We start from the raw sequence: 24,226 nt of genomic DNA on the forward strand, positions 1-24,226 counted from the left end.
TACGACATGGCTCGTTTCTTCATCGATCGCCCGGTGTTTGCCTGGGTGCTGGCGATCTTCGTCATCCTGGCCGGCGTGCTGGCCATTCCGCGGCTGGCGGTCGAGCGCTATCCGACGGTCGCGCCGCCCAGCGTCAGCATCTATGCCAGCTATCCCGGCGCCAGCCCGCAGACGTTGAATGACGCGGTGGTCGGCCTGATCGAGCGCGAGCTGTCCAGCGTCAAGCATCTGCTGTACTTCGAATCGTCGGTGGACACCTCCGGCGAAGCGTCGATCACCGCCACCTTCAAGCCCGGCACCGATCCCGAGCTGGCACAGGTGGACGTGCAGAACCGGATCAAGGCGATCGAGCCGCGCCTGCCACGCAGCGTGCGCCAGAACGGCCTGTTCGTGGAGGCTGCCGACTCGGGGTTCCTGATGCTGGTGGGCCTGCGCTCACCCGATGGCAGTGTCAGTGAAGCGGCGCTGGGCGATTTCATGGCGCGCAACATCATCGAAGAGCTGCGGCGCATCGACGGCGTCGGCCGCGTGCAGTTGTTCGGTGCCGAACAGGCGATGCGGATCTGGCTGGACCCGACCCGCCTGACCGGCTACGGCCTGACCATGGGCGATGTGGCCAGCGCGATCGAGCAGCAGAACCTGGAGATCTCGCCGGGTCGCATCGGCGATTCGCCCGGCGTTCCCGGCCAGCGCATCACCGTGCCCTTGAGTGCCGAAGGCCAGCTGTCAACGCCCGAGCAGTTTGCAGCGATCGTGCTGCGCGCCGGTGCCGATGGTTCGCGGGTGCTGCTGGGTGACGTCGCCCGGGTCGAACTGGGTGCGCAGAGCTATGCCTGGGGCACGCGCGAAGATGGCTACCCGGCCACGGCGGCCGGTGTGCAGCTGCGCCCCGGTGCGAATGCGGTGCGTACCGCCACGGCTGTGCGCGAGCGCATGGCCGACCTGCAGCCGCTGCTGCCGCAGGGCGTTGAATCCAGCATTCCGTTCGATACCGCGCCCTTCGTCAAAGTCTCGATCCAGAAGGTGCTGCAGACCCTGGTCGAGGCGATGCTGCTGGTCTTCGCAGTGATGTACCTGTTCCTGCAGAACTGGCGCTACACGCTGATCCCCGCCCTGGTCGCGCCGATCGCGCTGCTGGGCACCTTCGCGGTGATGCTGGCGCTGGGCTTCTCGATCAACGTATTGACCATGTTCGGCATGGTGCTGGCGATCGGCATCATCGTTGACGATGCGATCGTGGTGGTCGAAGGCGTGGAGCGGATCATGGCCGAAGAAGGCCTGCCGCCGCGCGAGGCCACGATCAAGGCGATGCGTGAGCTGACCGGTGCGGTGATCGGCATCACCCTGGTGCTGACGGCGGTGTTCATCCCGATGGCGTTGGCCAGTGGCTCGGTCGGTGCGATCTACCGCCAGTTCAGTGTGGCGATGTCGGTGTCGATCCTGTTCTCGGCACTGCTGGCGCTGAGCCTGACCCCGGCGCTCTGCGCGACGCTGCTGCGCCAGGGCACACGTGGCCACCATGGCCGCGGCGGTGTATTCGGTGCGTTCAACCGTGGCTTCGAGCGGATGACCGGGCGTTACCAGCAGGGCGTGGCGGCGGTCCTTCGGCGCAGTGGCCGGGTGATGGGCCTGTTCGCTGCCTTGCTGGTGGCACTGCTGATCGGCCTGCATTGGTTGCCGGGCGCGTTCCTGCCGGAAGAAGACCAAGGCTATTTCATGACCTCCATCCAGCTGCCGGCCGAAGCAACCGCCGAACGCACGCTGGCGGTGGTCGAGGCCTACGAACAGCATGTCGCCTCGCGGCCGGCGATCGCGTCCAACCAGGCCATCCTCGGCTACAGTTTCTCCGGCTCGGGCCCGAGCGCGGCGCTGACCTACACCATGTTGAAGGACTGGGGTGAGCGCGGCGGCAGCACCGCAGCGGATGAGGTGAAGGCTGCGCAGCAGGCCATGGCGACGGTGCCGGAAGGCGAGGTGATGAGCGTGATGCCGCCGGCCATCGACAGCCTTGGTCGTTCCTCCGGCTTCTCGTTGGCACTGCAGGCGCGTACCGGCCAGTGCCAGGCCGAGCTGCGCGCCGCCCTGCAGCAGCTGCTGAAACTGGCGGAAGCCAGTCCGTTGCTGGCGGAGGTGCATGCCGATGGGCTGCCTGCGGGCAGCAACGTGCGGCTGGACATCGATCGCGCCAAGGCCGAAGCGATGGGCGTTGCATTCACCGACATCAGTGCAACGCTGTCGGCGGCGATGGGCTCGCAGTACGTCAACGATTTTCCGAATCGCGGGCGCATGCAGCAGGTCATCGTGCAGGCCGATGCCCCACACCGGATGGAGCTGGAGGACGTGCTGAAGCTGTATGTCCGCAACAGCGAAGGCGGCATGGTGGCGCTGTCCGAGCTGGTCAGCCCGCAGTGGACCGAGGCGCCGCTGCAGCTGCAGCGTTACCTGGGGTTCCCGGCGTTGAACCTGTCCGGCGCACCCGCCAGCGGCGTGTCCACCGGCCAGGCGATGATCGAGATGGAGCGCCTTGCACAGCAGCTGCCCGCGGGCTTCGCCCTGCAGTGGACCAGCCAGTCGCTGCAGGAGCGTGAGTCCGGTGCACAGGCGCCGTGGTTGCTGCTGCTGTCGATGCTGGTGGTGTTCCTGGTGCTGGCGGCGCTGTACGAGAGCTGGTCGATTCCACTGGCGGTGATGCTGGTGGTGCCGTTGGGCCTGCTCGGCGCCGTTGCCGCGGTGCTGTTGCGCGGGATGCCCAATGATGTGTTCTTCAAGGTCGGCATGATCACGGTGATCGGGCTTTCGGCGAAGAACGCGATCCTGATCGTCGAGTTCGCCCGCCAGCTGCAACAGCAGGGACGCGGCCTGGTCGAGGCGACCATCGAAGCGGCACGCCTGCGGCTGCGGCCGATCGTCATGACCTCGCTGGCGTTCGCGCTGGGCGTGGTGCCGCTGATGCTGGCACAAGGTGCTTCAAAGGAAACGCAACAGGCCATCGGTACCGGCGTGTTCGGCGGCATGGTCAGTGCGACCGTGTTGGCCGTGTTCTTCGTGCCGGTGTTCTATGTGGTGGTGCAGGGTGCGCAGCAGTGGCTTGCGCAGCGCCTGCGTCGACGCCGGCCGACGCCGGGAGGACGCGTGGATGGAAAGCAGGTGGATGGAAAACAGGAACCGTGAGGGCCTGTACGACGCGCAGCTGCGCGTGCTGGAGCAGCAGCTGCGCGATGCGTTGCTGGACGGTGACCATGGCGCGGTAGCTGCCCTGCTGTCGCCGGTGTTGTTCATGATGGACGGGCAGGGCGGTCGGATGCTCGACCTGCCCTGGCTGCGGGACTGGCGGCAAGGACGCCTGCAGATTCTTGCGCTGCAGGTGCATGCAATTGAAACGTTGCTGTGTGGACGCCTGGCGTTGTTGTCCGGCGATGTTCAGCTGCATGTGCACTGGCTGGGACGCGAACACGTGCAGCACTTTCGCCTGTTGCGCGTCTGGACAAGCGCTTCCAGTGCCAGCGGCGCGCAGCTGCTGTCGATGGCGGTGCTGACAGGCTGAACACGGTCATGCAGCTTTCAGGCCCCGTTTGCGCGCAGATGGTAGGGTCCAAGGTCTCTGTAGTTTCGACAAGGAGTCGAGCCATGCGTGTAATTCCCAGTCTGTTGGCGGCTTCCCTCGGCCTTGCGCTGAGCGCCTGCCAGCCGGCGCAGACGCCGGCATCCAGTGGCGCAGCCGATGCGGCCGCAACGCCGGCACCGGCACCTGTGGCTGCCGCTGTTGATGGCGGCGGCAACGAAACTCTCTACCGCTGCGGCGACCTCGACGTGCGCGCGACCTTCAACGGCGAAGACGCAGCGACGGTTGTGATCGGCGAGCGCAGTTTCGCGATGTCCTCCGAACGCGCGGCCTCCGGAGCGAAATATGCCGATGGCAAGGGCAACAGCTTCTGGACCCGCGGCAGCGACGAAGCGCTGCTCAGCCTGAAGGGCGAGGCGGACCGTGAGTGTGGTGCGGTGGAAGCGACCGAGGGCGATGGCAGTGCCGGCAACGCCGCGTTCCGTGCCACCGGCAACGAGCCCGGCTGGCTGGCCGTCGTCGACGGTGATGCGCCGGGCCTGCAGGTGGAGGTCGACTACGGCGAGCGCCGCTTCGCGGTCGCCAAGCCGACCGAGGGCGCAGACGGCTGGGTTGGCAAGGCGGCCGATGGCACCGACATCAAGCTGAGCTTCCAGCGCACCACCTGTCAGGACGACATGAGCGGTGAGGCGTTCGAGGCCAAGGCGATGTTGACTGTGGGCACGCGCCAGTACCACGGCTGCGGCAACTTCGGCGCGAAGTAACGCGTGGTTACGCGGATCGGTAGCGCCGGGCCATGCCCGGCGTTGATCGGTCAGTCCTCACAGGGCTTCAAGTCCAGCTCGAACACCAGGTCGTAGCGGCTGTTGATCCCGACCAGCGCCTTGCGGATCGCACAGTCTCCGCGATGGCGCGCGACCAGATCGGTGAAGATCTTCTCGCGACCCTCGCAGTACGTCGCGCTGGCCTCTTCGAGTTCCCGACGGCGCTCGTCGTCGTAGGGCTCTTCGCCGGCGAAATGCTGGCAGGTGTTTTCGCGCGCGAGAAACGCCTGCACGTCGCCGGGCATCTGACAGTAGATGCGTATGTCTTCGATGTCGTACACGTCGTTGGAGACCGCACAGCCAGCGGCGGCACGGACCTGTTCCAGTTCCTCGTAACTCGAGGGCAGGCTGGCAGCGGAGGGCTCCTCGGCGGGTTCCTGCAGGGCCGCGGGCGACGTCGCTGGCGGTGCGATGGGAGCCACCGGATCGACCGCTACGCCCTCTGGCGTGGCACCACCTGCACCGTTGTCCGCTGCCTGCGGCGAGCACGCCGCAAGCAGGGACAGGCAGGCGATCAGTGCCGCGCGGTTAATCGGCACGGCCGGCAAATTCGCCGGTGGCGGTGCTCACCAGCACACGCTCGCCGTTGACGATGTACTCCGGCACCATGATCTCGATGCCGGTGTTGAGCTTGGCCGGCTTCGGACGCTTGGTGGCGGTACCGCCCTTCAGTTCCGGCGGCGTCTCGATCACTTCCAGCACCACCGAGGCCGGCAGCTGGATGGCCACCGGCTGCTCGTCGATCACCTGCACGTAGATGCCGGTCAGGCCGTCGGTGATGTAGCCGGCGTCATCGCCGATCACGTCCGCGTCCAGGGTGTAGGGGGTGTAGTCCTCGTCATCCAGGAAGACGAACGCATCGCCGTCCTTGTACGAATAGGTGGACTGGCGGCGCAGCAGTTCGACTTCGACCAGGTTGTCGTCGGCATCGAAGCTGGCATCGAGCTTGTTGCCGCCCGGCACGCTGTACATGATGAAGCGGAAGCGGACGTTGCCGCCGCGACCCTGCGGCGAGCTGCGCTCGATGTCGCGGATCTGGTAGACGCCGTTGTTGAACTCGACGACGTTGCCCTTCTTGATGTCGTTGGCTTTCATGATGATGTTGGTCGTTGGGGGAGGGCGCCGTCCCGGCGCCCGGGGGGAATCACTTCGGAGCGAGCCGGGTGGCGCCGTCCAGGCGGATGGTCTCGCCGTTGATATAGGTGTTGCCGAGGATGTGGCCGACCAAGCTGGCGAAGTCTTCCGGCTTGCCCAGGCGCGACGGGAATGGGATCGATGCGGCCAGCGATTCCTGCACGGCCTCGGGCATGCCATCGACCATCGGCGTCCAGAACACGCCCGGCGCGATGGTGTTGACGCGGATGCCGAAGCGCGACAGCTCGCGGGCCATCGGCAGGGTCATTGCCACCACGCCACCCTTGGAGGCGGAGTAGGCGGCCTGGCCGATCTGTCCTTCGTAGGCGGCAACGCTGGCGGTGTTGATGATGACGCCGCGCTCGCCGTCCACCCCGGCCTCGTTGTGCTGCATGCGATTGGCCGCGGCCTTGGCGACGTTGAAGCTGCCGACCAGGTTGACCATCACCGTGCCCTGGAACCCGGCCAGCGGCATCGGGCCTTCCTTGCCCAGCACGCGGCCAGCGCCGAGGATGCCGGCGCAGTTCATGGCGACATTCAGGCCGCCGAGGAAATCGAAGGCCTGGTCGATGGCCGCCGACACGGACGCTTCATCACTGACGTTGACATTGAAATAGCGGGCGTTGTCCTGCCCCAGCCCGGCAACAGCGGCCGCGCCCTTGGCGTCGTTGAGGTCGAACAGGGCGACCTTGCCGCCCTGGGCAACCAGGTGCTGGGCCACGGCCAGGCCGAGGCCGGAGACGCCGCCAGTGATCACGGCACGTACGGAAGACAGCTGCATTGCACGGTCCTGCAGGTTCAAGAACCGCCGATTCTAACGGAAGCGACGGCAGCCGCCGTTGTGCACTGCGCCGCGGGCCTCAGCCCAGTTCGCGGGCGCGCCGCAGGCGACGCTCGAAGTCGGCGGCGGGCAGTCCGTGGGCGAACAGGAAGCCCTGGCCGACGGTCACCCCCAGGTCGAGCAGGCATTGCCGTTGTGGTTCGGTTTCCACACCTTCGGCGACCACGCCCAGGCCGAGGCTGCGGGCAATCGCGCAGACCGCCTCGCAGACCGCCACATCCGAGCGGTTGCGGGGGATGCCCTCGACGAACAGCTGGCTCAGTTTCAGCCCATGGATGGGCAGCCGGCGCAGGTAGTTCAGCGCGCTGTAGCCTTCGCCGAAGTCATCGATGGTCAGCATCACCCCCATCTCGCGCAGGCGGGCGAAAGTTCGTAGGGTGTCCGGCGCATCTTCGATCAGCACCCGCTCGGTGAACTCCAGCTCCAGCACGCTGCCGGGCAGGCCGAACTCGTCCAGCACCTGCCGCACCCAGCGCGCGAGATCCTCGCCGACGAACTGCCGCCAGGACACGTTGACGGCCACCCGTACCAGGCCGAGCCCATCGTCCTGCCATTGCCGTACCTGCCGGCAGGCTTCGCGCAGCGCCCATTGGCCGATGCGCACGATGTCGCCGGTGTGCTCGGCGTGGCGGATGAACAGGTCCGGGCGCATCGGCCCCAGCTGGATGTTGTGCCAGCGCATCAACGCCTCGCAGGCAATGGTGGCGCCGCTGCGCAGGTTGACCTGTGGCTGGTAGACCAGGTGGAACTCGTCGCCATCGAGGGCCTTGTGCAGCCGACTTTCGATCTGCAGGCGGTCATGCTGGCGCTGTGCGAGTTCCGGGGAAAACACCTGCCAGCCGTTGCGGGTGCGCCGCTTGCACTCGTACATCGCGGTGTCGGCATTCTGGATCAGCTGCTGCGGCCGGTCGCCATCACGCGGTGCACGGGCGATGCCGATGCTGGCGGTGACCGGGAACTCGTCGCTGCCCAGCTGGAACGGCGCAGAGAAGGCCGCAGTGATGCGCTCGGCCAGCTGTTCGGCCTGGTCCGGCTGGTCGCGCAGGTCGCAGATCACCAGGAACTCGTCGCCACCGAAACGGGCGAGCAGGCCTTCGGTGCCGATCGCGGTGGCGATGCGCCGGGTCGCTTCGATCAGCAGTTCATCACCGGCGTTGTGGCCGAGCAGATCGTTGACCACCTTGAAGCGGTCCAGGTCGATGTACAGCACCGCCACGCGGTCGTGGCTGGGGCTGTCCATGCGCACGCCGAGGTCGCTCAGCACCGCATCGCGGTTCATGATCCCGGTCAGCGGGTCGGTGCGGGCCTGCACGCGCAGGGTTTCCTCGGCCTGCTTGCGCTCGGTGATGTCCTGCACGGTGCCGGTGATGCGCGCGGCATCGACATCGCCGGCCGAGACCTCGCCGATCATCCGTATCCAGAACGAGTGGCCATCGCGGCGCTGGCCCTGCAGCTCCAGGCCGAAGCTGCTGCGGTGTTCGATGGTGTCGGCCAGCGCCTGCTGCAGGGCGGCGCGGTCGTCGCTGCGCAGGCAGTCCAGCAGGTCCGGCATGTCTTCCATATCTGCCGGCTGGCCGACGATGCGCCGCGCCTCATCGGTGAGGTACAGGCGCTGCAGGCCGCGATCCCACTCCCAGCCGCCGATGTGGGCCAGTGACTGCGCGCGCGCGAACAGGGTGTTGTTGCGCTTCAGTTCGGTGATGTCACTGAACATCGCATAGACATGGTTGGCCTGGTCGCAGCCGTTGCCGAACACCGGTACGTTGGTGGTGGACAGCCACAGCATGCGTCCGCGCGGGCGGTGGTAGAGGCCGATGATGGTGCTGCGGATCATCCGCCCGGCCTGGAAGCAGCGGCTGGTCGGCCACTGTGCCTGGGTCAGCGGATGGCCATGTTCGTCGACGATGATCCACGCCTCGGGATCGAGCATCGAATTCAGGCCCACGCCACCACCGGTGAGGCCGAGGATGCGGTGCGCGGCCGGGTTGGCCGACAGCACGCGCAGATTACGGTCGAACAGGATCACGCCCTTGTCGATCGACTCCATCAACAGGCGATAGCGCGACTCGGCGCGCCAGCGCCCGCTCAGGTCGCGGGCGACGGCGACGATGCAGGGCTGGCCACGGTCCTGGAAGCCGGCCGAATGCACCTCGACCGGAAAGCGACTGCCGTCGCCGCGCATGTTGGTCACTTCGATGACGTAGGTGTCGCCGCGGTTCAACGCCTCCCACACCGGTTGCAGATGGTCGCTGGGCAGGTCCGGGTTGAGCAGTTCGATGGGCTGGCCGACGATGTCTTCGCGCCGCCGATCGTAGGCGATGATGCCGGCACGGTTGACGTCCAGCACCACGCCTTCGGCGCTGAGGATGCTGACCGGGTCGGGCACCGCATCGAACAACGCGGCATAGCGGGCCTGGGTATCCAGTTCGCGCTGCTGTGCATCGGCCAAGGCCTGCCGCGCCTGGCGCAGCAGCCTGGCCTGGGCAGGCGGTGGCGATGCGGCCAGCGCCGCGTCCAGAGCGGCCAGCGCGTCGTCGGTTGCGGCGAGAGCATCGCCGATGGCCGGACGGTCGCGCGGGCCGCTGTCGTTCATGTCGCCGCCAGCGCCTGCCCGACGCGGCTGGCGGTGGCGCGGCCGAGCAGCCCCGCCAGCCAACGCCCGGTCTCTGCCAGCGATGGCAGGTCCACGCCGCACTCCAGGCCCAGGCCCTGCAGCAGGTACACCACGTCCTCGCTGGCCACGTTGCCGCTGGCGCCCTTTGCGTACGGGCAGCCGCCGGCACCGGACACGGCGCTGTCGACCACGCGCACGCCTTCTTCCAGGCAGGCGGCGATGTTGGCGATGGCCTGGCCATAGGTATCGTGGAAGTGCACGGCCAATGTGCTCATCGGGATCTCGGCAGCCACCGCCTGCAGCATCGCGCGGGCCTTGCGCGGCGTGCCCACGCCGATGGTGTCGCCCAGCGAGATTTCGTAACACCCCATCTGCTGCAGGGCACGGGCGACGCGCACGACGTCGGCCAGCGGCACCTCGCCCTGGTAGGGGCAGCCGAGCACGGTGGAGACGTAGCCACGCACGCGCACGCCGTCGGCGGCTGCACGGCGCAGGATCGGCTCGAAGCGGGCCAGCGATTCATCGATACCGGCGTTGGTATTGGTGCGGTTGAAGGCTTCCGATGCAGCGGTGAACACCGCGACTTCCTGCACGCCGACGGCGCGTGCGCGGTCGTAGCCCTGTTCGTTGGGCACCAGCACCGGATAGTCGATGCCCGGGTGGCGCTGGATGCCGGCATAGACTTCGGCAGCGTCGGCCAGCTGCGGCACCCAGCGCGGGCTGACGAAGCTGGTCGCCTCGATGGTGCGCAGGCCGGTGGCCGACAGGCGATCGATCAGGGCGATCTTGTCGGCGGTGGCCACGGCCTGCTTTTCGTTCTGCAGCCCATCGCGCGGGCCGACCTCGACGATGCGGACGAAATCGCTCATCGCGGCACCCCCGCGGCAGGCGGGACGGGACGGGCAGGGCGGATGGGATCGACTGGGGTCACGGCGGTTCCTGGGAAACGGAGGCGGCCCGGTCTTCGCCAGGCTGCCAGATGAGATACGCAGGCGGGTCGCACGAGCGGCCACGCCTGCGCCTGTTTTGACGGAGGGCCTACCCGGGCAGGTGGCAGACCACCTCGATGTTGTTGCCGTCCGGATCGATCACGAAGGCGGCGTAATAGTCCGGGTGGTACCACGGGCGCAGGCCGGGGGCGCCGTTGTCGCGGCCCCCTGCAGCCAGGGCGGCGGCGTGGAATGCATCAACCTGGGCCCGTTCGCCGCAGACGAAGGCCACGTGCACCCCCTGGCTGAGGGGCGCCGCATTGCCCAGCCAGAAGAACGGTTTGCCGTGTTTGCCGAAACCCACGTGGTCGTGGGCGCCGGTCTGTTCGGCACTGACCTCCATCACCAGGCCGATCTGCAGCGGCGCCAGCGCCTGCAGGAAGAAGACCTTGCTGCGCGGCAGATCGCCGGTGTTCACACCAATATGGTCCAACATGTCAGGCCTCCGTGACCCAGTGCGGTGCGCGCTTGTCGAGGAAGGCGCCCAGGCCTTCCTGGCCCTCGGCAGACACCCGCAGGCGGGCGATCAGGGCGGCATTGTCACGGTCCAGGCTGTCGCGATCATCGGCGTCGCGCACCTGCCGGACCAGCAGTTTGGCCGAGGCCGAGGCGATCGGCCCGGCCTTGTCGAGCAGGGCCAGCTGCCGCTGCACCGCTTCGTCCAGGCGCTCGGGCTCCACCAGGTGGTGGATCAGGCCGATACGCAGGGCGGTGTCGGCGTCGAAGTGCTCGCCGGTCGCGAACCAGCGGCGGGCCTGGCGGCTGCCGATGGCCTCGATCACATAGGGCGAGATCACTGCCGGCAACAGGCCCAGACGGCTTTCGGTCAGGCCGAAGCGGGCAGCGCTGGTGGCAATGGCGATATCGCAGCAGGCCACCAGGCCGACACCCCCACCGAAGGCGGCGCCGTGGACACGGGCCAGGGTCGGCTTGGGCAGCTCGTCCAGGGTGCGCATCAGCCGCGCCAACGCCAGGGCGTCCTCGCGGTTGTCCGCCTCGCTGGCCGTGGCCATGCCGCGCATCCACTGCATGTCGGCACCGGCGGAGAAGGAGGCGCCGTGGCCTGCCACCACCACCGTGCGCACCGTGTCATCGCGGCCGGCTGCTTCCAGGGCGGCGGTCAGCCGGGCGATCAGGCCGGCATCGAAGGCGTTGTGCAGCTCCGGCCGGTTCAGCCAGAGGGTCAGGACAGCGCCATTGCGCTCGATCTGCAAAGCATCGTTCATGGGATTCCGGGGTTGCTCCATACCTGTATGGATCATAGCGGGCCATTGGTCATGGGCCATGACGCGACGCGGGAATGTTAGAATCGAGAACCATTTACATCCAGCAGAGAACACGCTAGATGACGCTGTCCGAACTGCCCCTGCACACCTCGGCCGTGGTCGATTCCGTGCAGGACCTGCATGCCAACGATGCCATCGCCCGGCGCCTGCGCGAGCTGGGCTTCGTCAAGGGTGAGGAAGTGCGCCTGGTGGCGCGGGGTCCGGTCGGCGGCGAGCCGCTGCTGGTGCAGGTCGGGTTCACCCGTTTCGCGCTGCGTATCAGTGAGGCCCGGCGCGTGGTCATCGACCCGGCCAGCCAGGAGCGACGCGCATGAGTGCCACCGCAACCGCCGCACCGCTGCGCATCGCGCTGGTCGGCAACCCCAACAGCGGCAAGACCGCTCTGTTCAACCAGCTGACCGGCAGCCGGCAGAAGGTCGCCAACTACACCGGCGTCACCGTCGAGCGCAAGGAGGGCCGCCTGCGTGCGCCGTCCGGCCGCGAATTCGCCGTGCTCGACCTGCCGGGCGCCTACAGCCTGCATCCGGCCAGCCTGGACGAGGCGATCACCCGCGACCTGTGCCGGGGCTTCTACCCGGGTGAGGCCGCGCCGGACGTCCTGTTGTGCGTGATCGACGCCACCAACCTGCGCCTGCACCTGCGTTTCGCGCTGGAACTGCGCGAGCTGGGCCGGCCGATGATCATCGCGCTGAACATGGTTGATGCCGCGCAGCGTCGCGGTATCCAGATCGACGTTGCCGCGCTGGAGCGCGAGATCGGTGTGCCGGTGGTGGAAACCGTGGCGGTGCGCAAGCAGGGCGCGCGTGCGCTGGTGGAACGCCTGGACACGATGGTGCCGCACCTGGATGCGCCGCTGGCCGGTGTTGAAAAGGACGTGGATTACCACGCGCAGGTACGCGCGATCCTGGCCGCCGCCGTGCGCATGCCGGCGCGGACCGCGAAGATCGACGACACGCTGGACCGCTGGCTGCTGCATCCGGTGTTCGGTTTGATCACCCTGGTCGTGGTGATGTTCCTGATCTTCCAGGCGGTGTTCGCCTGGGCGACGCCGCTGATGGATGGCATCGAAGCCGGCTTTGCCTGGCTGGGTGAGCTGGCCGCCAGCGTGCTGCCGGCTGGGCCGCTGACCAGTCTGCTGACCGACGGCATCATCGCCGGCCTGGGGGGCGTGGTGGTGTTCCTGCCGCAGATCCTGATCCTGTTTGCCTTCATCCTGGCACTGGAGGAGTCCGGTTACCTGCCGCGCGCTGCGTTCCTGCTGGACCGCATGATGGCGGCGGCGGGTTTGTCGGGGCGCTCGTTCATTCCTTTGCTGTCCAGCTTCGCCTGTGCGGTGCCGGGCATCATGGCCACCCGCAGCATCCAGGACCCGCGTGACCGCCTGGCCACGATCCTGGTGGCACCGCTGATGACCTGCTCGGCGCGCCTGCCGGTGTATGCGCTGTTGATCGGCGCGTTCATTCCGGCCGGCAGGATCGGCATTTTCAACCAGCAGGGCCTGGTGCTGTTCGGCCTGTACGTGGCCGGCATCCTCAGCGCGCTGGTGATGTCATGGGTGATGAAGAAGTGGCGCCGCGACAAGAGCGAGCACCCGCTGATGCTGGAGCTGCCGTCGTACCGCATTCCGCATCCGCGCGACCTCGCCGTCGGCCTGTACGAGCGCGGCATGATCTTCCTCAAGCGCGTCGGCGGCATCATCCTGGCGCTGACCATCCTGTTGTGGTTCCTGCTGTCGTTCCCGGGCGCGCCCGCCGACGCGACGATGCCGGCCATCGACTACAGCTATGCCGGCCAGATCGGCCACGCGATGACCGCGATCTTCGCGCCGCTGGGCTTCAACTGGCAGATCTGCATCGCGCTGATTCCGGGCCTCGCCGCGCGCGAAGTAGCGGTGTCCTCGCTGGCGACGGTGTACGCGCTGTCGGCTGCCGATGACGATGCGGCGATCTCCGCGCTGTCGCCGGTGGTGGCTGATGGCTGGTCGCTGGCCACCGGTCTGGCCCTGCTGGTGTGGTTCATCTACGCGCCGATGTGCATCTCGACGCTGGCCACCATCAAGCGCGAGACCAACTCGTGGAAGCAGATGGGCTTTGCGGCGTTCTACCTGTTCGCCGCGGCGTACGTGGCTGCCCTGATCACCTACCAGGTGACCGTGGCGCTGGGGGGCGGCTGATGGACGCCGGCCTGCTGATCCAGTACCTGATCATCGCGGTGGCCGTGCTGGTCAGCGCCTGGGTGGTGCTGAAGAAGCAGGCGCCCGGTACCGTGCGCAAACTGCGTGGCGCGCTGGCACTGGCGCTGCTGAAGCCGGGCCGTGCGGTTTGGCTGCAGGCGTTGGGCCGGAAGATCGCGCCGCCGGCCACTGGCGGTGGCGGCGCATGCGGCGGCTGTGACAGTTGCGGGCCGACGCCGCCGAAGCAGCACTGAGGCTGCCTTTCCTGCTTTGGCGGGTGCGAAGCTTGGTTCGCACGCCCTTGATCCTCATCCACGCATGGCGTGGATCTACTCATCTCCTGCGCCGCCCTCCAGCGGCGTCGGAATTGATCATCCACGCATGGCGTGGATCTACGTTGCGGGCCGGGCGAGGCGGGCCGTTCGCCGCGACGCGTCAACGCGCCTGCGCACCCAGCTCGGCCGCTTGAGCCAGCCAGCGTTCGCGCTGTTGCGGCGTGCTGCTGCGCACGGCGCCCAGGCGGCTGACCCGCACCGGGCGGATGCCGCAGAATTCCAGGATGGTGCTGCGGATCTGGGTAATGCCCGGGTCGCGGTAGATCCACCGGTAGTACCAGGGCGGCGTGTCCAGGGTAGTGATGACCCGCGCGCTGCGTCCAGCCAGCAGCCGGTCCCACCACACCGAATCGCGCCGGTAGCGGAAGGCGAAGCCTGGCAGCAGCACGCGGTCGAAGAAGCCTTTCAGCAGCGCAGGCATCGCGCCCCACCAGGTCGGGTAGACCAGCACAAGATGATCGCAGGCCTGGATCGCGTCGGCGGCATCCTGCAGGTCGGCTTCCAACGGCTGGATCTGGCGATAGCCGTGGCGAAGTGCCGGGTCGAACTGAAGGTCGCCCAGGGCGATCAAGCGCACGCGGTGGCCGGCGTTGCTGGCGGCGGTTGCGTATCGCTGGGCGAGGGCGCCGCACAGGCTGTCGCGGTCGGGATGGCCAAGCAGGATCAGGATGGAGCGGGGCACGGCAGTCTCGGAAGCTGGAAAACCGCGACCGTGCGCTATGCCCCAGGGGCAGAGTCAACCACCGGCGGGGCAGCCAGCGGCAGCCAGAACGCAAAGACCATCGCCCTGCTGCAGCCATTGCCGCAGCTCGTCCGCCACCTGCTGCAGTTCGACCTCGATGCGGGCAAGCCGCTCGCGCTCGGAAGCAATCGCAGCGCGCTGGCGCTCCAGCAGGACCAGCACTGCCGGCCAGTCGAGCTGGCCGTCGCTGCGCTGCAGGCGGGTGATGGCGGCCAGTCCGATGCCCAGCCCCAGCGCCTGCCGGATCAGCTGCACCCACGCCACATCCTGTTCGCTGTAATCGCGATAGCGGTTCAGGCGCGGCACTGGCGGCAGCAGTCCGCGTGCCTCGTACAGGCGGATCGCCTTGGCGCTGGCGCCGGTGCGGCGCGCGACCTCGGAAATGCGCACCGTTTCAGCCCTGCATTCGCGCAGGCGGCATGATGGCGTCAGCGCGAATGCAGGGCGGTTCGCAAAGGTGCATGAGGTGCGGGCCAGCGCTTGTAGGGGCACGCAGCGTAGCAGCGACAGCGCTTGCCGGACCATGCGTGCTGCCGCTAGCCTGCGTGCATGAACCAGACTCCCCTGCGATTGCTTATTCACGGCGCCTCCGGGCGCATGGGCCAGGCCCTGTTGCGGCTGGCCGCCGAACACCCTGATTCCCTGCAGATCGTCGCTGCGGTGACCGGCCGCGCGCCGGCCCAGCGGGTGATCGATGGTGTGCCGTTCTTTGCTGCGAGCGAGGTGCCGGGGGCGCCGGTGTTCGACGTGGCGATCGATTTCAGCCTGCCGGAGGGCTTCGATGCACTGCTGGCACTGTGCGTGGAGCGCGGCGCAGGCCTGGTGTCGGGCACCACCGGCATTTCCACTGCGCAGCGCCAGGCGCTGGAGGCGGCGGCGGTGAAGATCCCGCTGGTGTGGGCGTCGAACTTCAGCCTGGGCGTGGCGGTACTGGACGAGCTGGTGGAGCGTGCGGCGCAGGCGCTGGCCGGCTGGAACTGCGACATCGTTGAATCGCACCATACGCAGAAGAAGGACGCTCCCTCGGGCACGGCGCTGACCCTGGGCGCTGCGGCGCAGCGCGGCGGGGCTGAGCCGCAGTACGCCAGCCTGCGCGCCGGTGACATCGTCGGTGAGCACCTGGTGCAGTTCACCGGCCTGGGCGAGCGCATCGAGCTGGTGCACCGGGCCACCAACCGCGACATCTTCGCCCGCGGGGCGCTGTTTGCCGCGCGCCAGCTGCAGGGCCGGGCGGCGGGCAGCTACCGGGTGCGGGACCTGCTGGACGGACCCGGGTAACGGACCCGGGTCGATGGTAGATGCCAACCTTGGTTGGCAGCCGTTGCTGAACGCGCCAACCAAGGTTGGCGCCTACCGGAGCCGGGCAGGTGGGATGGCAGCGGCCCGCCCTGCGGCCTGCATACGCCCCCGGATTGAAATGAATGCGCAATCGCCTGTTCATGAATGGCGATAACCGCTGGCGCGCGCGCCCCGGCACCGCTACAATTCGCACTCGCCGAATCACGAAAGCCGGACCGGTCCCAGACCGTACGTCCGCGCTTTTTTGCAACCGGATTTCCGTGAAGCGCAGGCGTGACTTCGGCACCCCCTCGGTAGCCAAAGTGAGAATTCCGTGACCCAAGCCGCAATCCTCGTCCTCGAAGACGGCACCGTATTCGAGGGCGAATCCGTAGGCGCGCCCGGCCTGTCCGTCGGTGAGGTGGTGTTCAACACCGCCATGACCGGCTACCAGGAAGTGTTGACCGATCCGTCCTACGCCCGGCAGATGGTCACGCTGACCTATCCGCACATTGGCAACACCGGCATGACCGACCAGGACAATGAAGCGTCCAAGGTGTGGTCGGCCGGCCTGATCGTGCGCGATGTGCCGCGCCGCCCGAGCAGCTGGCGCAGCCAGGTGTCGCTGCAGGACTGGCTGATCCAGCGTGGCGTGGTCGCCATCGCCGGTATCGACACCCGCAAGCTGACCCGCATCCTGCGCGAGAAGGGCGCCCAGAACGGCGCGCTGATGGCCGGCGACGGCATCGATGTGGAAAAGGCACTGGAAGCGGCCCGCAAGTTCCCCGGCCTGAAGGGCATGGATCTGGCCAAGGTCGTCACCACCGACAAGTCCTACGTCTGGACCGAGGGCCAGCTGGACCTGGACGCCAATGCCTTCGTCAGCGTGCCGGCCAAGTACAAGGTCGTGGCCTACGACTTCGGCGTGAAGACCAACATCCTGCGCATGCTGGCCGAGCGCGGCTGCGAGGTCACCGTGGTGCCGGCGCAGACCCCGGCCGCGGAAGTGCTGGCGCTGAAGCCGGACGGCGTGTTCCTGTCCAACGGCCCGGGTGACCCGGAGCCGTGCGATTACGCGATCGCCGCGATCAAGACCTTCATCGACGTGAAGATCCCGACCTTCGGCATCTGCCTGGGCCATCAGCTGCTGGGCCTGGCTTCGGGCGCGAAGACGATCAAGATGGGCCATGGCCACCATGGTGCGAACCATCCGGTGCAGGACCTGGACAGCGGCCGGGTGATGATCACTTCGCAGAACCACGGTTTCGCAGTGGATGAAGCGACCCTGCCGGCCACCCTGCGGGTGACCCACCGTTCGCTGTTCGACGGCACCAACCAGGGCATCGCCCGCACCGACGTGCCGGCCTTCTCGTTCCAGGGCCACCCGGAAGCGTCGCCGGGCCCGACCGACGTCGGTCCGTTGTTCGACCGTTTCGTGGCGCTGATGGACCAGGCCAAGGCTTGATCAGTACGCCGCCGGTTCGCCGGTGGCGTCGCGATGGACCGTAAGCCTCCGCATCGCGGCTGCCCCTGGCGCGGCGCTGCGGATCAAGATTCCTGATCGACAGCGTGCGATCACCCCCCTTGTCACGCTGTACTGACTTAGAGAAGAAAATGCCCAAGCGCACTGACCTCAAGACCATCCTCATCATCGGTGCCGGCCCGATCGTCATCGGCCAGGCCTGCGAGTTCGATTACTCCGGCGCCCAGGCCTGCAAGGCCCTGCGTGACGAGGGCTACCGCGTGGTGCTGGTCAACAGCAACCCGGCCACGATCATGACCGACCCGGAGATGGCCGACGCCGTCTACATCGAGCCGATCAACTGGCAGACGGTCGAGAAGATCATCGCCAAGGAAAAGCCCGACGCGTTGCTGCCGACCATGGGTGGCCAGACCGCGCTGAACTGCGCGCTGGACCTGGCCGACAACGGCGTGCTGGAGAAGTACAACGTCGAGCTGATCGGCGCCAAGCGCGAAGCCATCATGATGGCCGAGGACCGCGAGCTGTTCCGCGTGGCGATGAGCGAGATCGGCCTGGAGTGCCCGACCGCTGCCGTTGCGCACACCCTGGACGAAGCGCTGGAGATCCAGACCCGCGTCGGCTATCCGACCATCATCCGCCCCAGCTTCACCCTCGGCGGCAGTGGCGGCGGCATCGCCTACAACCGCGAAGAGCTGATCGAAATCGTCAACCGCGGCCTGGAACTGTCGCCGACCACCGAAGTGCTGGTCGAAGAGTCGGTGCTGGGCTGGAAGGAATTCGAGATGGAAGTGGTCCGCGATACCGCGGACAACTGCATCATCGTCTGCTCGATCGAGAACCTGGACCCGATGGGCGTGCACACCGGTGACTCGATCACCGTGGCCCCGGCGCAGACCCTGACCGACAAGGAATACCAGCGCCTGCGCGATGCCTCCATCGCCGTGCTGCGCAAGATCGGCGTGGATACCGGTGGTTCGAACGTGCAGTTCGGCATCAACCCGGACACTGGCCGCGTGGTGGTGATCGAGATGAACCCGCGCGTGTCGCGGTCCTCGGCGCTGGCCTCCAAGGCCACCGGCTTCCCGATCGCCAAGGTCGCCGCCAAGCTGGCCGTGGGCTACACCCTGGACGAACTGAAGAACGAGATCACCGGCGGCCTGACCCCGGCCTCGTTCGAGCCGTCCATCGACTACGTCGTCACCAAGATTCCGCGCTTCGCGTTCGAGAAGTTCCCGGCTGCCGATGCGCGCCTGACCACCCAGATGAAGTCGGTGGGCGAGGTGATGGCAATGGGCCGCACCTTCCAGGAATCGATGCAGAAAGCCCTGCGTGGCCTGGAGACCGGCAAGGTCGGCTTCGACCCGACCGGCCTGGACCTGAGCAACGAAGACGATCTGCAGACCCTGCGCCGCGAGCTGAAGGCACCGGGTCCGGAGCGCCTGTTCTTCGTCGCCGATGCGTTCCGCGCCGGCATGAGCGTGGAGGACATCTTCAAGCTTTCCTACATCGATCCGTGGTTCCTGGACCAGATCGAAGAAATCATCGCTGCCGAGGCCCAGGTCGCGGCCGATGGCATCGACGCACTGGATGCGACGCGCCTGCGCAAGCTCAAGCGCGCCGGCTTCTCCGACGCCCGCCTGGCCCAGCTGACCGGCACCAACGAAGCGGCCGTGCGTGCGCTGCGTCGCGCGCACAAGGTGCGCCCGGTGTACAAGCGCGTGGACTCCTGCGCCGCCGAGTTCTCCACCGGCACCGCCTACCTGTACTCGACCTATGAGGAAGAGTGCGAAGCCGCGCCGAGCAACCGCGACAAGATCATGATCCTCGGCGGTGGCCCGAACCGCATCGGCCAGGGCATCGAGTTCGACTACTGCTGCGTGCACGCGGCACTGGCGCTGCGCGAAGATGGCTATGAAACCATCATGGTCAACTGCAACCCGGAAACCGTGTCGACCGACTACGACACCTCCGACCGCCTGTACTTCGAACCGCTGACCCTGGAAGACGTGCTGGAAATCGTCGAGCTGGAGCAGCCTAAGGGCGTGATTGTGCAGTACGGCGGCCAGACCCCGCTGAAGCTGGCACGCGCGCTGGAAGCCAACGGCGTGCCGGTGATCGGCACCAGCCCGGACTCGATCGATCTGGCCGAAGACCGCGAGCGCTTCCAGCAGCTGGTGGAGAAGCTGGGCCTGAAGCAGCCGCCGAACCGCATCGCCCGCAACGACCAGGAAGCCCTGCTGCTGGCGCGCGAGATCGGCTACCCGCTGGTGGTGCGCCCGAGCTACGTGCTGGGTGGCCGCGCGATGGAAATCGTCTACGGCGAATCCGACCTGGCCCGCTACGTGCGTGACGCGGTGAAGGTGTCCAACGATTCGCCGGTGCTGCTGGACCGCTTCCTCGACAACGCCGTCGAGTGCGACGTCGACATCATCGCCGACGCCCAGGGCAACGTCCTGATCGGTGGCGTGATGGAGCACATCGAAGAGGCCGGCGTGCACTCGGGCGATTCGTCCTGCTCGCTGCCGCCTTACTCGCTGTCGGCTGAAACCCAGGCCGAGCTGCGTCGCCAGGTGATCGAGCTGGCCAAGGCCCTGAACGTGGTGGGGCTGATGAACACCCAGTTCGCGATCCAGACTGACGAGGAAGGCAACGACACCATCTTCCTGCTGGAAGTGAACCCGCGTGCCTCGCGCACCGTGCCGTTCGTGTCCAAGGCCACCGGCATGCCGCTGGCCAAGATCGCGGCCCGCTGCATGGCCGGCAAGACCCTGGAAGAGCAGGGCGCCACCAAGGAAATCGTGCCGGACTACTACTCGGTGAAGGAAGCGATCTTCCCGTTCGCCAAGTTCCAGGGCGTCGACCCGATCCTTGGGCCGGAGATGCGCTCCACCGGTGAGGTGATGGGCGTGGGTCGCAGCTTCAACGCCGCCTTCGCGCGCGCGCAGGAAGCCGGCGGCATCAAGGCACCGCCGGTCGGCAAGGCCTTCGTGTCGGTGCGCGACCCGGACAAGAAGCGCGTGCTGCCGGTGGCCAAGGCCCTGCTGGCACGTGGCTACAGCCTGGTCGCCACCCGTGGCACCGCAGCGTGGCTGCAGCAGCACGGCATGGACTGCGAGATCATCAACAAGGTGGTCGAGGGTCGCCCGCACATCGTCGATTCGATCAAGAACGGCGAGATCGTCTATATCGTCAACACGACCGAAGGCCGTGCCGCGATCAACGACTCGTTCTCGATCCGTCGCGAGGCGCTGCAGCACCGCGTCACCTATTCGACCACCATTGCCGGTGCCAAGGCGCTGGTGGATTCACTGGAATTCCGCGGTACCGGCCCGGTCTGGTCGCTGCAGGAACTGCACAAGGAGTTGAACGCATGAGAGCACCCATCACGATGAAGGGCGCGCAGCGACTGCGCGATGAACTGGATCACCTGAAGTCGGTCAAGCGCCCGAAGGTGATCGCCGCGATCGCCGAAGCGCGCGAGCATGGCGACCTGAAGGAGAATGCCGAGTACCACGCCGCGCGCGAGGAACAGGGCTTCATCGAAGGCCGCATCAAGCAGCTGGAAGGCGAGCTGTCGCACGCCGAGATCATCGACGTGAGCAAGCTCAATGCAGGCTCCAAGGTGGTGTTCGGCGCCAGCGTGACCCTGGCCGACGTGGAATCGGACGAAGAGAAGAAGTACCAGATCGTTGGCGATCTGGAGGCGGACATCAAACTGGGCCTGATCGCCATTTCCTCGCCGGTTGCCCGCGCGATGATCGGCAAGCTGGAAGGTGACTCGATCGTGATCGATGCGCCGGCTGGCCAGCGCGAGTACGAGATCGTCAGCGTCAGCTACCAGGACTGATCCGTGGCGACGGCGACCCTGCTGTTGCCGGCACGCAGCCGCTTTGCGGTGGCTGCATTGCCGGATGATGTGGCGCGTGCCCTGGGCCGCGCCACCACCTCGCAGGGCGACGCCGGTGAACGGGCGCAGCTGCTGCGTCACTTCATGGTCGCCGCGCCGCACTGGCCGGTGGCCGCGTTGACCCGCCAGCGTGACGTCGGCGATGCTGCCGGCGCCTGCTGGCTGCGTGCCGATCCGGCCTGCATGGTGCCGGACATGCATGGCGCGCGCATGATGGGCCACGGCGAAACGCTGCGGCCCAGCCTGGCCGATACGTTGGCCCTGCTACCCGTGTTGCAGCCGCTGTTTGCGGATGCAGGCTTCGTGCTGGATGCCCCCGATCCTTCGCGCTGGTACCTGCGGCTGCCCATCGGTACCGAACTGCCAGAGTTCGACAGTCCCGACGAGGTGCTGGGCGATGACCTGTTCTCGCACCTGCCACCGGGCGAGGCGGGCCGCCGCTGGCGCGCATTGATGACGGAAGCGCAGGTACTGCTGCATACCCATTCGTGGAACCAGCAGCGCGCCGCGCAGGGGCAGCAGCCGATCAATTCGCTGTGGTTCTGGGGCGGTGGCGTGATGCCGGTATCGGTGGCCACGCCACATGCGCAGGTGCGCAGCCGCGATGCGCTGCTGCAGGGTCTGGCCCAGGCCGCAGGCGTAGCGGTGGATGGCGAACAGTCGGTCGATGCACTGGTCGACCTGCGCCAGCTGCGCTCGTTGCAGCAGCTGGGCAACGATGCGATCCGGCCGCTGTTGGCCGCGCTCAAGCGTGGTGAACTGCAGCGTTTGGTACTGGATTTCGAGGACGGCCTGCAGTTCCAGCTGGACAAGGGCCAGCGCTGGCAGTTCTGGAAGAAGCCCCGCCAGCTGCACGACGGTTGAAAGAATGCGGTAGCGCCGGGCCATGCCCGGCGGATGCGCTATCGAACATCGGTGACGTAGGTCGGCAACTGCCAGTGCCTGCGACTCGGGCCGGTGCAGTAGTGACCGACGTACTCCGCACTGAGGATCAGTCGACTTCCGTCCCACGCCCAGTGCCGGTTCGTCCCGCACGCATCCTGGTCTGTCGCAAGGCCTTCTTCAAGGAACACGGCGTGCGGGTAGAGCGGAAACAGCGGGGTCGACGAGAGCAGCTTGGGTGCGAATGGTGCACGGTCGCGGATCAGCCAGGTACCCGCTGGCACGATGTGGCGGTCGGCCGCACAGCTCAACATGGCAAGGACATGGGTGGCATCCACCCGTTCGATGCGTAGCTGGCGCGACGACATCCGTTCGCAGGCGTTCCGCGCGACGGCCACCGGCTGCAGTTGCTGCAGCAGATCTGTCCGCTCAGCCATCTGACCATCGTCGTCATGTGCTTCGACCAGCAGGGGCGGTGCCTTCAGGGGAGGCGCGGCTACTGCAGCCGGCACCTTCGATTCCGGCTGTGCGCCCTTGCGCACCAGCGCGCCCGGGGTATCCAGCCGACCCTGTACCTCGTCCATCTTCAGCAGCAGCGTGCGGATGCCGCGATCCGACAGTGGCCACGCATGGCCGGAGGCGTCGCTCATCTCGATGCGCCTGTCCTCCAGCAGTGCATCGATCACTGCTGTCACATAGTGCGCGGGCAGCTGCAGGCCAATATCGAGCGCTTCGCTGTGGCCGATGGTACCGAGGTCCCTTCCGTCCACGCGCAGTCGCAACGTCCCTTCGGGCGCCACCGCGGCAGGGGTACGAGGCGCGTCCTCGGCGCCTTCGGCCATTGACAGCCGTGCGGTGACCGCGGTCTGTGGCCCGCCAGCGCGTTCGAGCAGCACGCTCAGCATCAGCGGTGCCAGCGGGCCGTAGACTGCCAGCCGGCAGGTGCGGGTGTTGTCGCAGGCCAGCACCCCGTTACCCTCGACGAACGATGTGCCATGCGGTTCAGCGGCCGAGGCAATCGAGGCCAGAGTGAGGGAGGCCAGCAGCAGCGGTGTGCGCAACAGTGAGGATGCACGCACTCAACGAACCTCGCTGACCAGCGTCGGCAGCGTCCAGTGCCCGCCCGGCATGCCACGGCACAAGCCGGTACTGAACGCACTGCTGGGCTGGAATCTGCGGCCATCCCAGGTCCAGTCCGAGCCGGAAACGCAGTCGCCGATGCCTCGGCCCTTGTAGCGTGCGTACAGCGTGCGCTCGCCGCGCGAGAAGCCCTCTGCTTCCAGCGTGACCGTCTGCGGGGCGAACGGTGGATGATCGCGCGCGATCCAGAAACCATTGCTGTAGTTGTACGCACCCATCTGGCACAGCGCCTGCACCAGCACATGGCTGTCGTCCAGCCGCTCGATCACCATTTCCGGGGTTCCCTTGTACTCGATCAGGCGCGGGCAGTCGTCGCTGTCGCCGAGCGTGGCAATCAACGCGTCGCGCAGCGCTTCGCTGCTGCCCAATGCGCTGTCGCCGGGGCGAGCGGCTGCCAGCACGCCGCGCACGATCATCGGTCTGGCTTGCGCAGCCGGCACGCTCGCTTCGGCACGCGTGCCACGCCGTACCAGCGCGCCGGGCGTGCCCACGCGCCCTTGTGCCTCGTCCATTTTCAACAGCACTGCAGCGGCACCACGATCGGAAATCGGCCAGCGCGTGCCCCTGCTGTCGATCACCTCGATGCGGGCCTGGCCGGGCAGGGCGGCGAGCAGGGCTGCAACCTGCGTCGGTCGCAGCGTCACCTTTTCGCCGGCCCCGGTATCCTGCACGGGACCCAGATCACGTCCATTCACCTGCAGGTGCATCGCACCTTCAGGCATCGCACTTTCGCCATCTTCCCCGACCCGCAGCCGCGCCTTCACTGCTGTGCCGGGACCACCGGCGCGTTCCAGCATCAGGCCCATCAGGCTGTCTGCGTTCTCCGGGCCATAGCCTGCAGCGCGGCAGGTGCCGGTGTTGTCGCAGGCCAGGAACCAGTCGTGGCGCACGAAATCGATACCGGGTTCCAACGGCGTGTTTCCGGCGTGGCTGGCCAGCGGCAGCAAAAGGCTGGCAATCAGTGCGGACAGCGTGCGATGCATGGCAAATTCCGTTTCAGAAGCGAACAAGCATGGGCGATCACCCCGCCTGCGCC

22 protein-coding genes are annotated in these 24,226 nt (G+C 67.3%); 11 read left to right on the top strand and 11 right to left on the bottom strand.

The features are described 5' to 3' along the window. The first annotated feature begins 6 nt into the window (after positions 1–6). The 3 genes from AC13GI_RS10720 (at position 7) to AC13GI_RS10730 (ending at position 4,326) form a co-directional block, all read left to right on the top strand. Positions 7–3,171 (top strand): multidrug efflux RND transporter permease subunit, encoded by a 3,165-nt coding sequence (locus AC13GI_RS10720; RefSeq protein WP_482996261.1) that lies wholly within the window; start codon positions 7–9, stop codon positions 3,169–3,171. Continuing rightward, on the top strand, positions 3,152–3,544 hold the full coding sequence (locus AC13GI_RS10725; RefSeq protein ID WP_482996262.1) for a nuclear transport factor 2 family protein: 393 nt from the start codon (positions 3,152–3,154) through the stop codon (positions 3,542–3,544). The genes AC13GI_RS10720 and AC13GI_RS10725 overlap by 20 nt, the downstream gene beginning before the upstream one ends. An 83-nt stretch (positions 3,545–3,627) precedes the next feature. Continuing rightward, complete coding sequence (locus tag AC13GI_RS10730) at positions 3,628–4,326, top strand: COG3650 family protein (RefSeq protein ID WP_099818337.1); 699 nt, start codon at positions 3,628–3,630, stop codon at positions 4,324–4,326. Between the two features lie 50 nt (positions 4,327–4,376). Here the strand turns inward: AC13GI_RS10730 and AC13GI_RS10735 are convergent, their stop codons facing one another. The 7 genes from AC13GI_RS10735 to AC13GI_RS10765 all read right to left on the bottom strand — a co-directional run bounded on the left by AC13GI_RS10735 (position 4,377) and on the right by AC13GI_RS10765 (position 11,190). Next, entirely contained in the window at positions 4,377–4,925 is a 549-nt protein-coding gene (locus AC13GI_RS10735; RefSeq protein ID WP_380655427.1) for a hypothetical protein, read from the bottom strand. Beyond that, complete coding sequence (gene yeiP, locus AC13GI_RS10740; protein ID WP_099818338.1) at positions 4,915–5,481, bottom strand: elongation factor P-like protein YeiP; 567 nt, start codon at positions 5,479–5,481, stop codon at positions 4,915–4,917. The genes AC13GI_RS10735 and yeiP overlap by 11 nt, the downstream gene beginning before the upstream one ends. A 49-nt stretch (positions 5,482–5,530) precedes the next feature. Further along, positions 5,531–6,301, bottom strand: a complete 771-nt coding sequence (locus tag AC13GI_RS10745; protein ID WP_100465235.1) for an SDR family NAD(P)-dependent oxidoreductase — start codon at positions 6,299–6,301, stop codon at positions 5,531–5,533. Positions 6,302–6,380: 79 nt separating this feature from the next. Then, entirely contained in the window at positions 6,381–8,954 is a 2,574-nt protein-coding gene (locus tag AC13GI_RS10750; RefSeq protein WP_482996263.1) for a sensor domain-containing protein, read from the bottom strand. Beyond that, positions 8,951–9,844 (bottom strand): hydroxymethylglutaryl-CoA lyase, encoded by an 894-nt coding sequence (locus tag AC13GI_RS10755; protein WP_380655419.1) that lies wholly within the window; start codon positions 9,842–9,844, stop codon positions 8,951–8,953. Before AC13GI_RS10755 ends, AC13GI_RS10750 begins: the two co-directional genes overlap by 4 nt. A gap of 169 nt (positions 9,845–10,013) precedes the next feature. Then, a complete protein-coding gene (locus tag AC13GI_RS10760) occupies positions 10,014–10,400 on the bottom strand; it encodes a VOC family protein (protein WP_482996264.1) in 387 nt (128 codons plus the stop codon). 1 nt (position 10,401) lies between these two features. Then, positions 10,402–11,190, bottom strand: a complete 789-nt coding sequence (locus AC13GI_RS10765; RefSeq protein WP_099818343.1) for an enoyl-CoA hydratase-related protein — start codon at positions 11,188–11,190, stop codon at positions 10,402–10,404. Between the two features lie 119 nt (positions 11,191–11,309). Here AC13GI_RS10765 and AC13GI_RS10770 point away from each other — a divergent pair, with 119 nt between their 5' ends. Genes AC13GI_RS10770 through AC13GI_RS10780 form a run of 3 tightly spaced genes read left to right on the top strand, consistent with a single transcriptional unit; the run spans position 11,310 to position 13,677 of the window. Continuing rightward, positions 11,310–11,564 carry a FeoA family protein gene (locus tag AC13GI_RS10770; protein WP_089240906.1) on the top strand — a complete coding sequence of 85 codons (255 nt, stop codon included), beginning with the start codon at positions 11,310–11,312 and terminating at the stop codon, positions 11,562–11,564. Continuing rightward, positions 11,561–13,423, top strand: coding sequence for a ferrous iron transport protein B (gene feoB, locus AC13GI_RS10775; protein ID WP_099818345.1), 1,863 nt, complete (start codon positions 11,561–11,563; stop codon positions 13,421–13,423). Before AC13GI_RS10770 ends, feoB begins: the two co-directional genes overlap by 4 nt. After that, entirely contained in the window at positions 13,423–13,677 is a 255-nt protein-coding gene (locus AC13GI_RS10780; RefSeq protein WP_099818346.1) for a DUF6587 family protein, read from the top strand. The genes feoB and AC13GI_RS10780 overlap by 1 nt, the downstream gene beginning before the upstream one ends. A 181-nt stretch (positions 13,678–13,858) precedes the next feature. Here the strand turns inward: AC13GI_RS10780 and AC13GI_RS10785 are convergent, their stop codons facing one another. Then, positions 13,859–14,440, bottom strand: a complete 582-nt coding sequence (locus AC13GI_RS10785) for an NAD(P)H-dependent oxidoreductase (RefSeq protein WP_099818347.1) — start codon at positions 14,438–14,440, stop codon at positions 13,859–13,861. 54 nt (positions 14,441–14,494) lie between these two features. Further along, complete coding sequence (locus tag AC13GI_RS10790; RefSeq protein ID WP_099818759.1) at positions 14,495–14,890, bottom strand: MerR family transcriptional regulator; 396 nt, start codon at positions 14,888–14,890, stop codon at positions 14,495–14,497. A gap of 159 nt (positions 14,891–15,049) precedes the next feature. On the opposite strand from AC13GI_RS10790, the gene dapB reads away from it, so the two are divergent. The 5 genes from dapB to AC13GI_RS10815 all read left to right on the top strand — a co-directional run bounded on the left by dapB (position 15,050) and on the right by AC13GI_RS10815 (position 22,032). After that, the gene (gene dapB, locus AC13GI_RS10795; protein WP_482996265.1) at positions 15,050–15,778 is read left to right on the top strand and encodes a 4-hydroxy-tetrahydrodipicolinate reductase; all 729 of its coding nucleotides are present in this window, start codon (positions 15,050–15,052) and stop codon (positions 15,776–15,778) included. 334 nt (positions 15,779–16,112) lie between these two features. Next, the gene (carA, locus tag AC13GI_RS10800; RefSeq protein WP_482996266.1) at positions 16,113–17,243 is read left to right on the top strand and encodes a glutamine-hydrolyzing carbamoyl-phosphate synthase small subunit; all 1,131 of its coding nucleotides are present in this window, start codon (positions 16,113–16,115) and stop codon (positions 17,241–17,243) included. Between the two features lie 149 nt (positions 17,244–17,392). Beyond that, the gene (gene carB, locus AC13GI_RS10805) at positions 17,393–20,635 is read left to right on the top strand and encodes a carbamoyl-phosphate synthase large subunit (protein ID WP_482996267.1); all 3,243 of its coding nucleotides are present in this window, start codon (positions 17,393–17,395) and stop codon (positions 20,633–20,635) included. 8 nt (positions 20,636–20,643) lie between these two features. After that, entirely contained in the window at positions 20,644–21,108 is a 465-nt protein-coding gene (greA, locus tag AC13GI_RS10810; RefSeq protein WP_176022519.1) for a transcription elongation factor GreA, read from the top strand. Between the two features lie 3 nt (positions 21,109–21,111). Beyond that, complete coding sequence (locus tag AC13GI_RS10815; protein WP_482996268.1) at positions 21,112–22,032, top strand: phosphoglycerate mutase; 921 nt, start codon at positions 21,112–21,114, stop codon at positions 22,030–22,032. A gap of 38 nt (positions 22,033–22,070) precedes the next feature. On the opposite strand, the gene AC13GI_RS10820 is transcribed toward AC13GI_RS10815, so the two are convergent. Together AC13GI_RS10820 and AC13GI_RS10825 are read right to left on the bottom strand one after the other, a co-directional pair. Beyond that, positions 22,071–23,129, bottom strand: a complete 1,059-nt coding sequence (locus AC13GI_RS10820) for a DUF1176 domain-containing protein (RefSeq protein WP_482996269.1) — start codon at positions 23,127–23,129, stop codon at positions 22,071–22,073. Further along, on the bottom strand, positions 23,130–24,173 hold the full coding sequence (locus AC13GI_RS10825; RefSeq protein WP_482996270.1) for a DUF1176 domain-containing protein: 1,044 nt from the start codon (positions 24,171–24,173) through the stop codon (positions 23,130–23,132). Positions 24,174–24,226 lie beyond the last annotated feature (53 nt).

It is taken from the genome of Stenotrophomonas sp. 82F1, assembly GCF_056861525.1.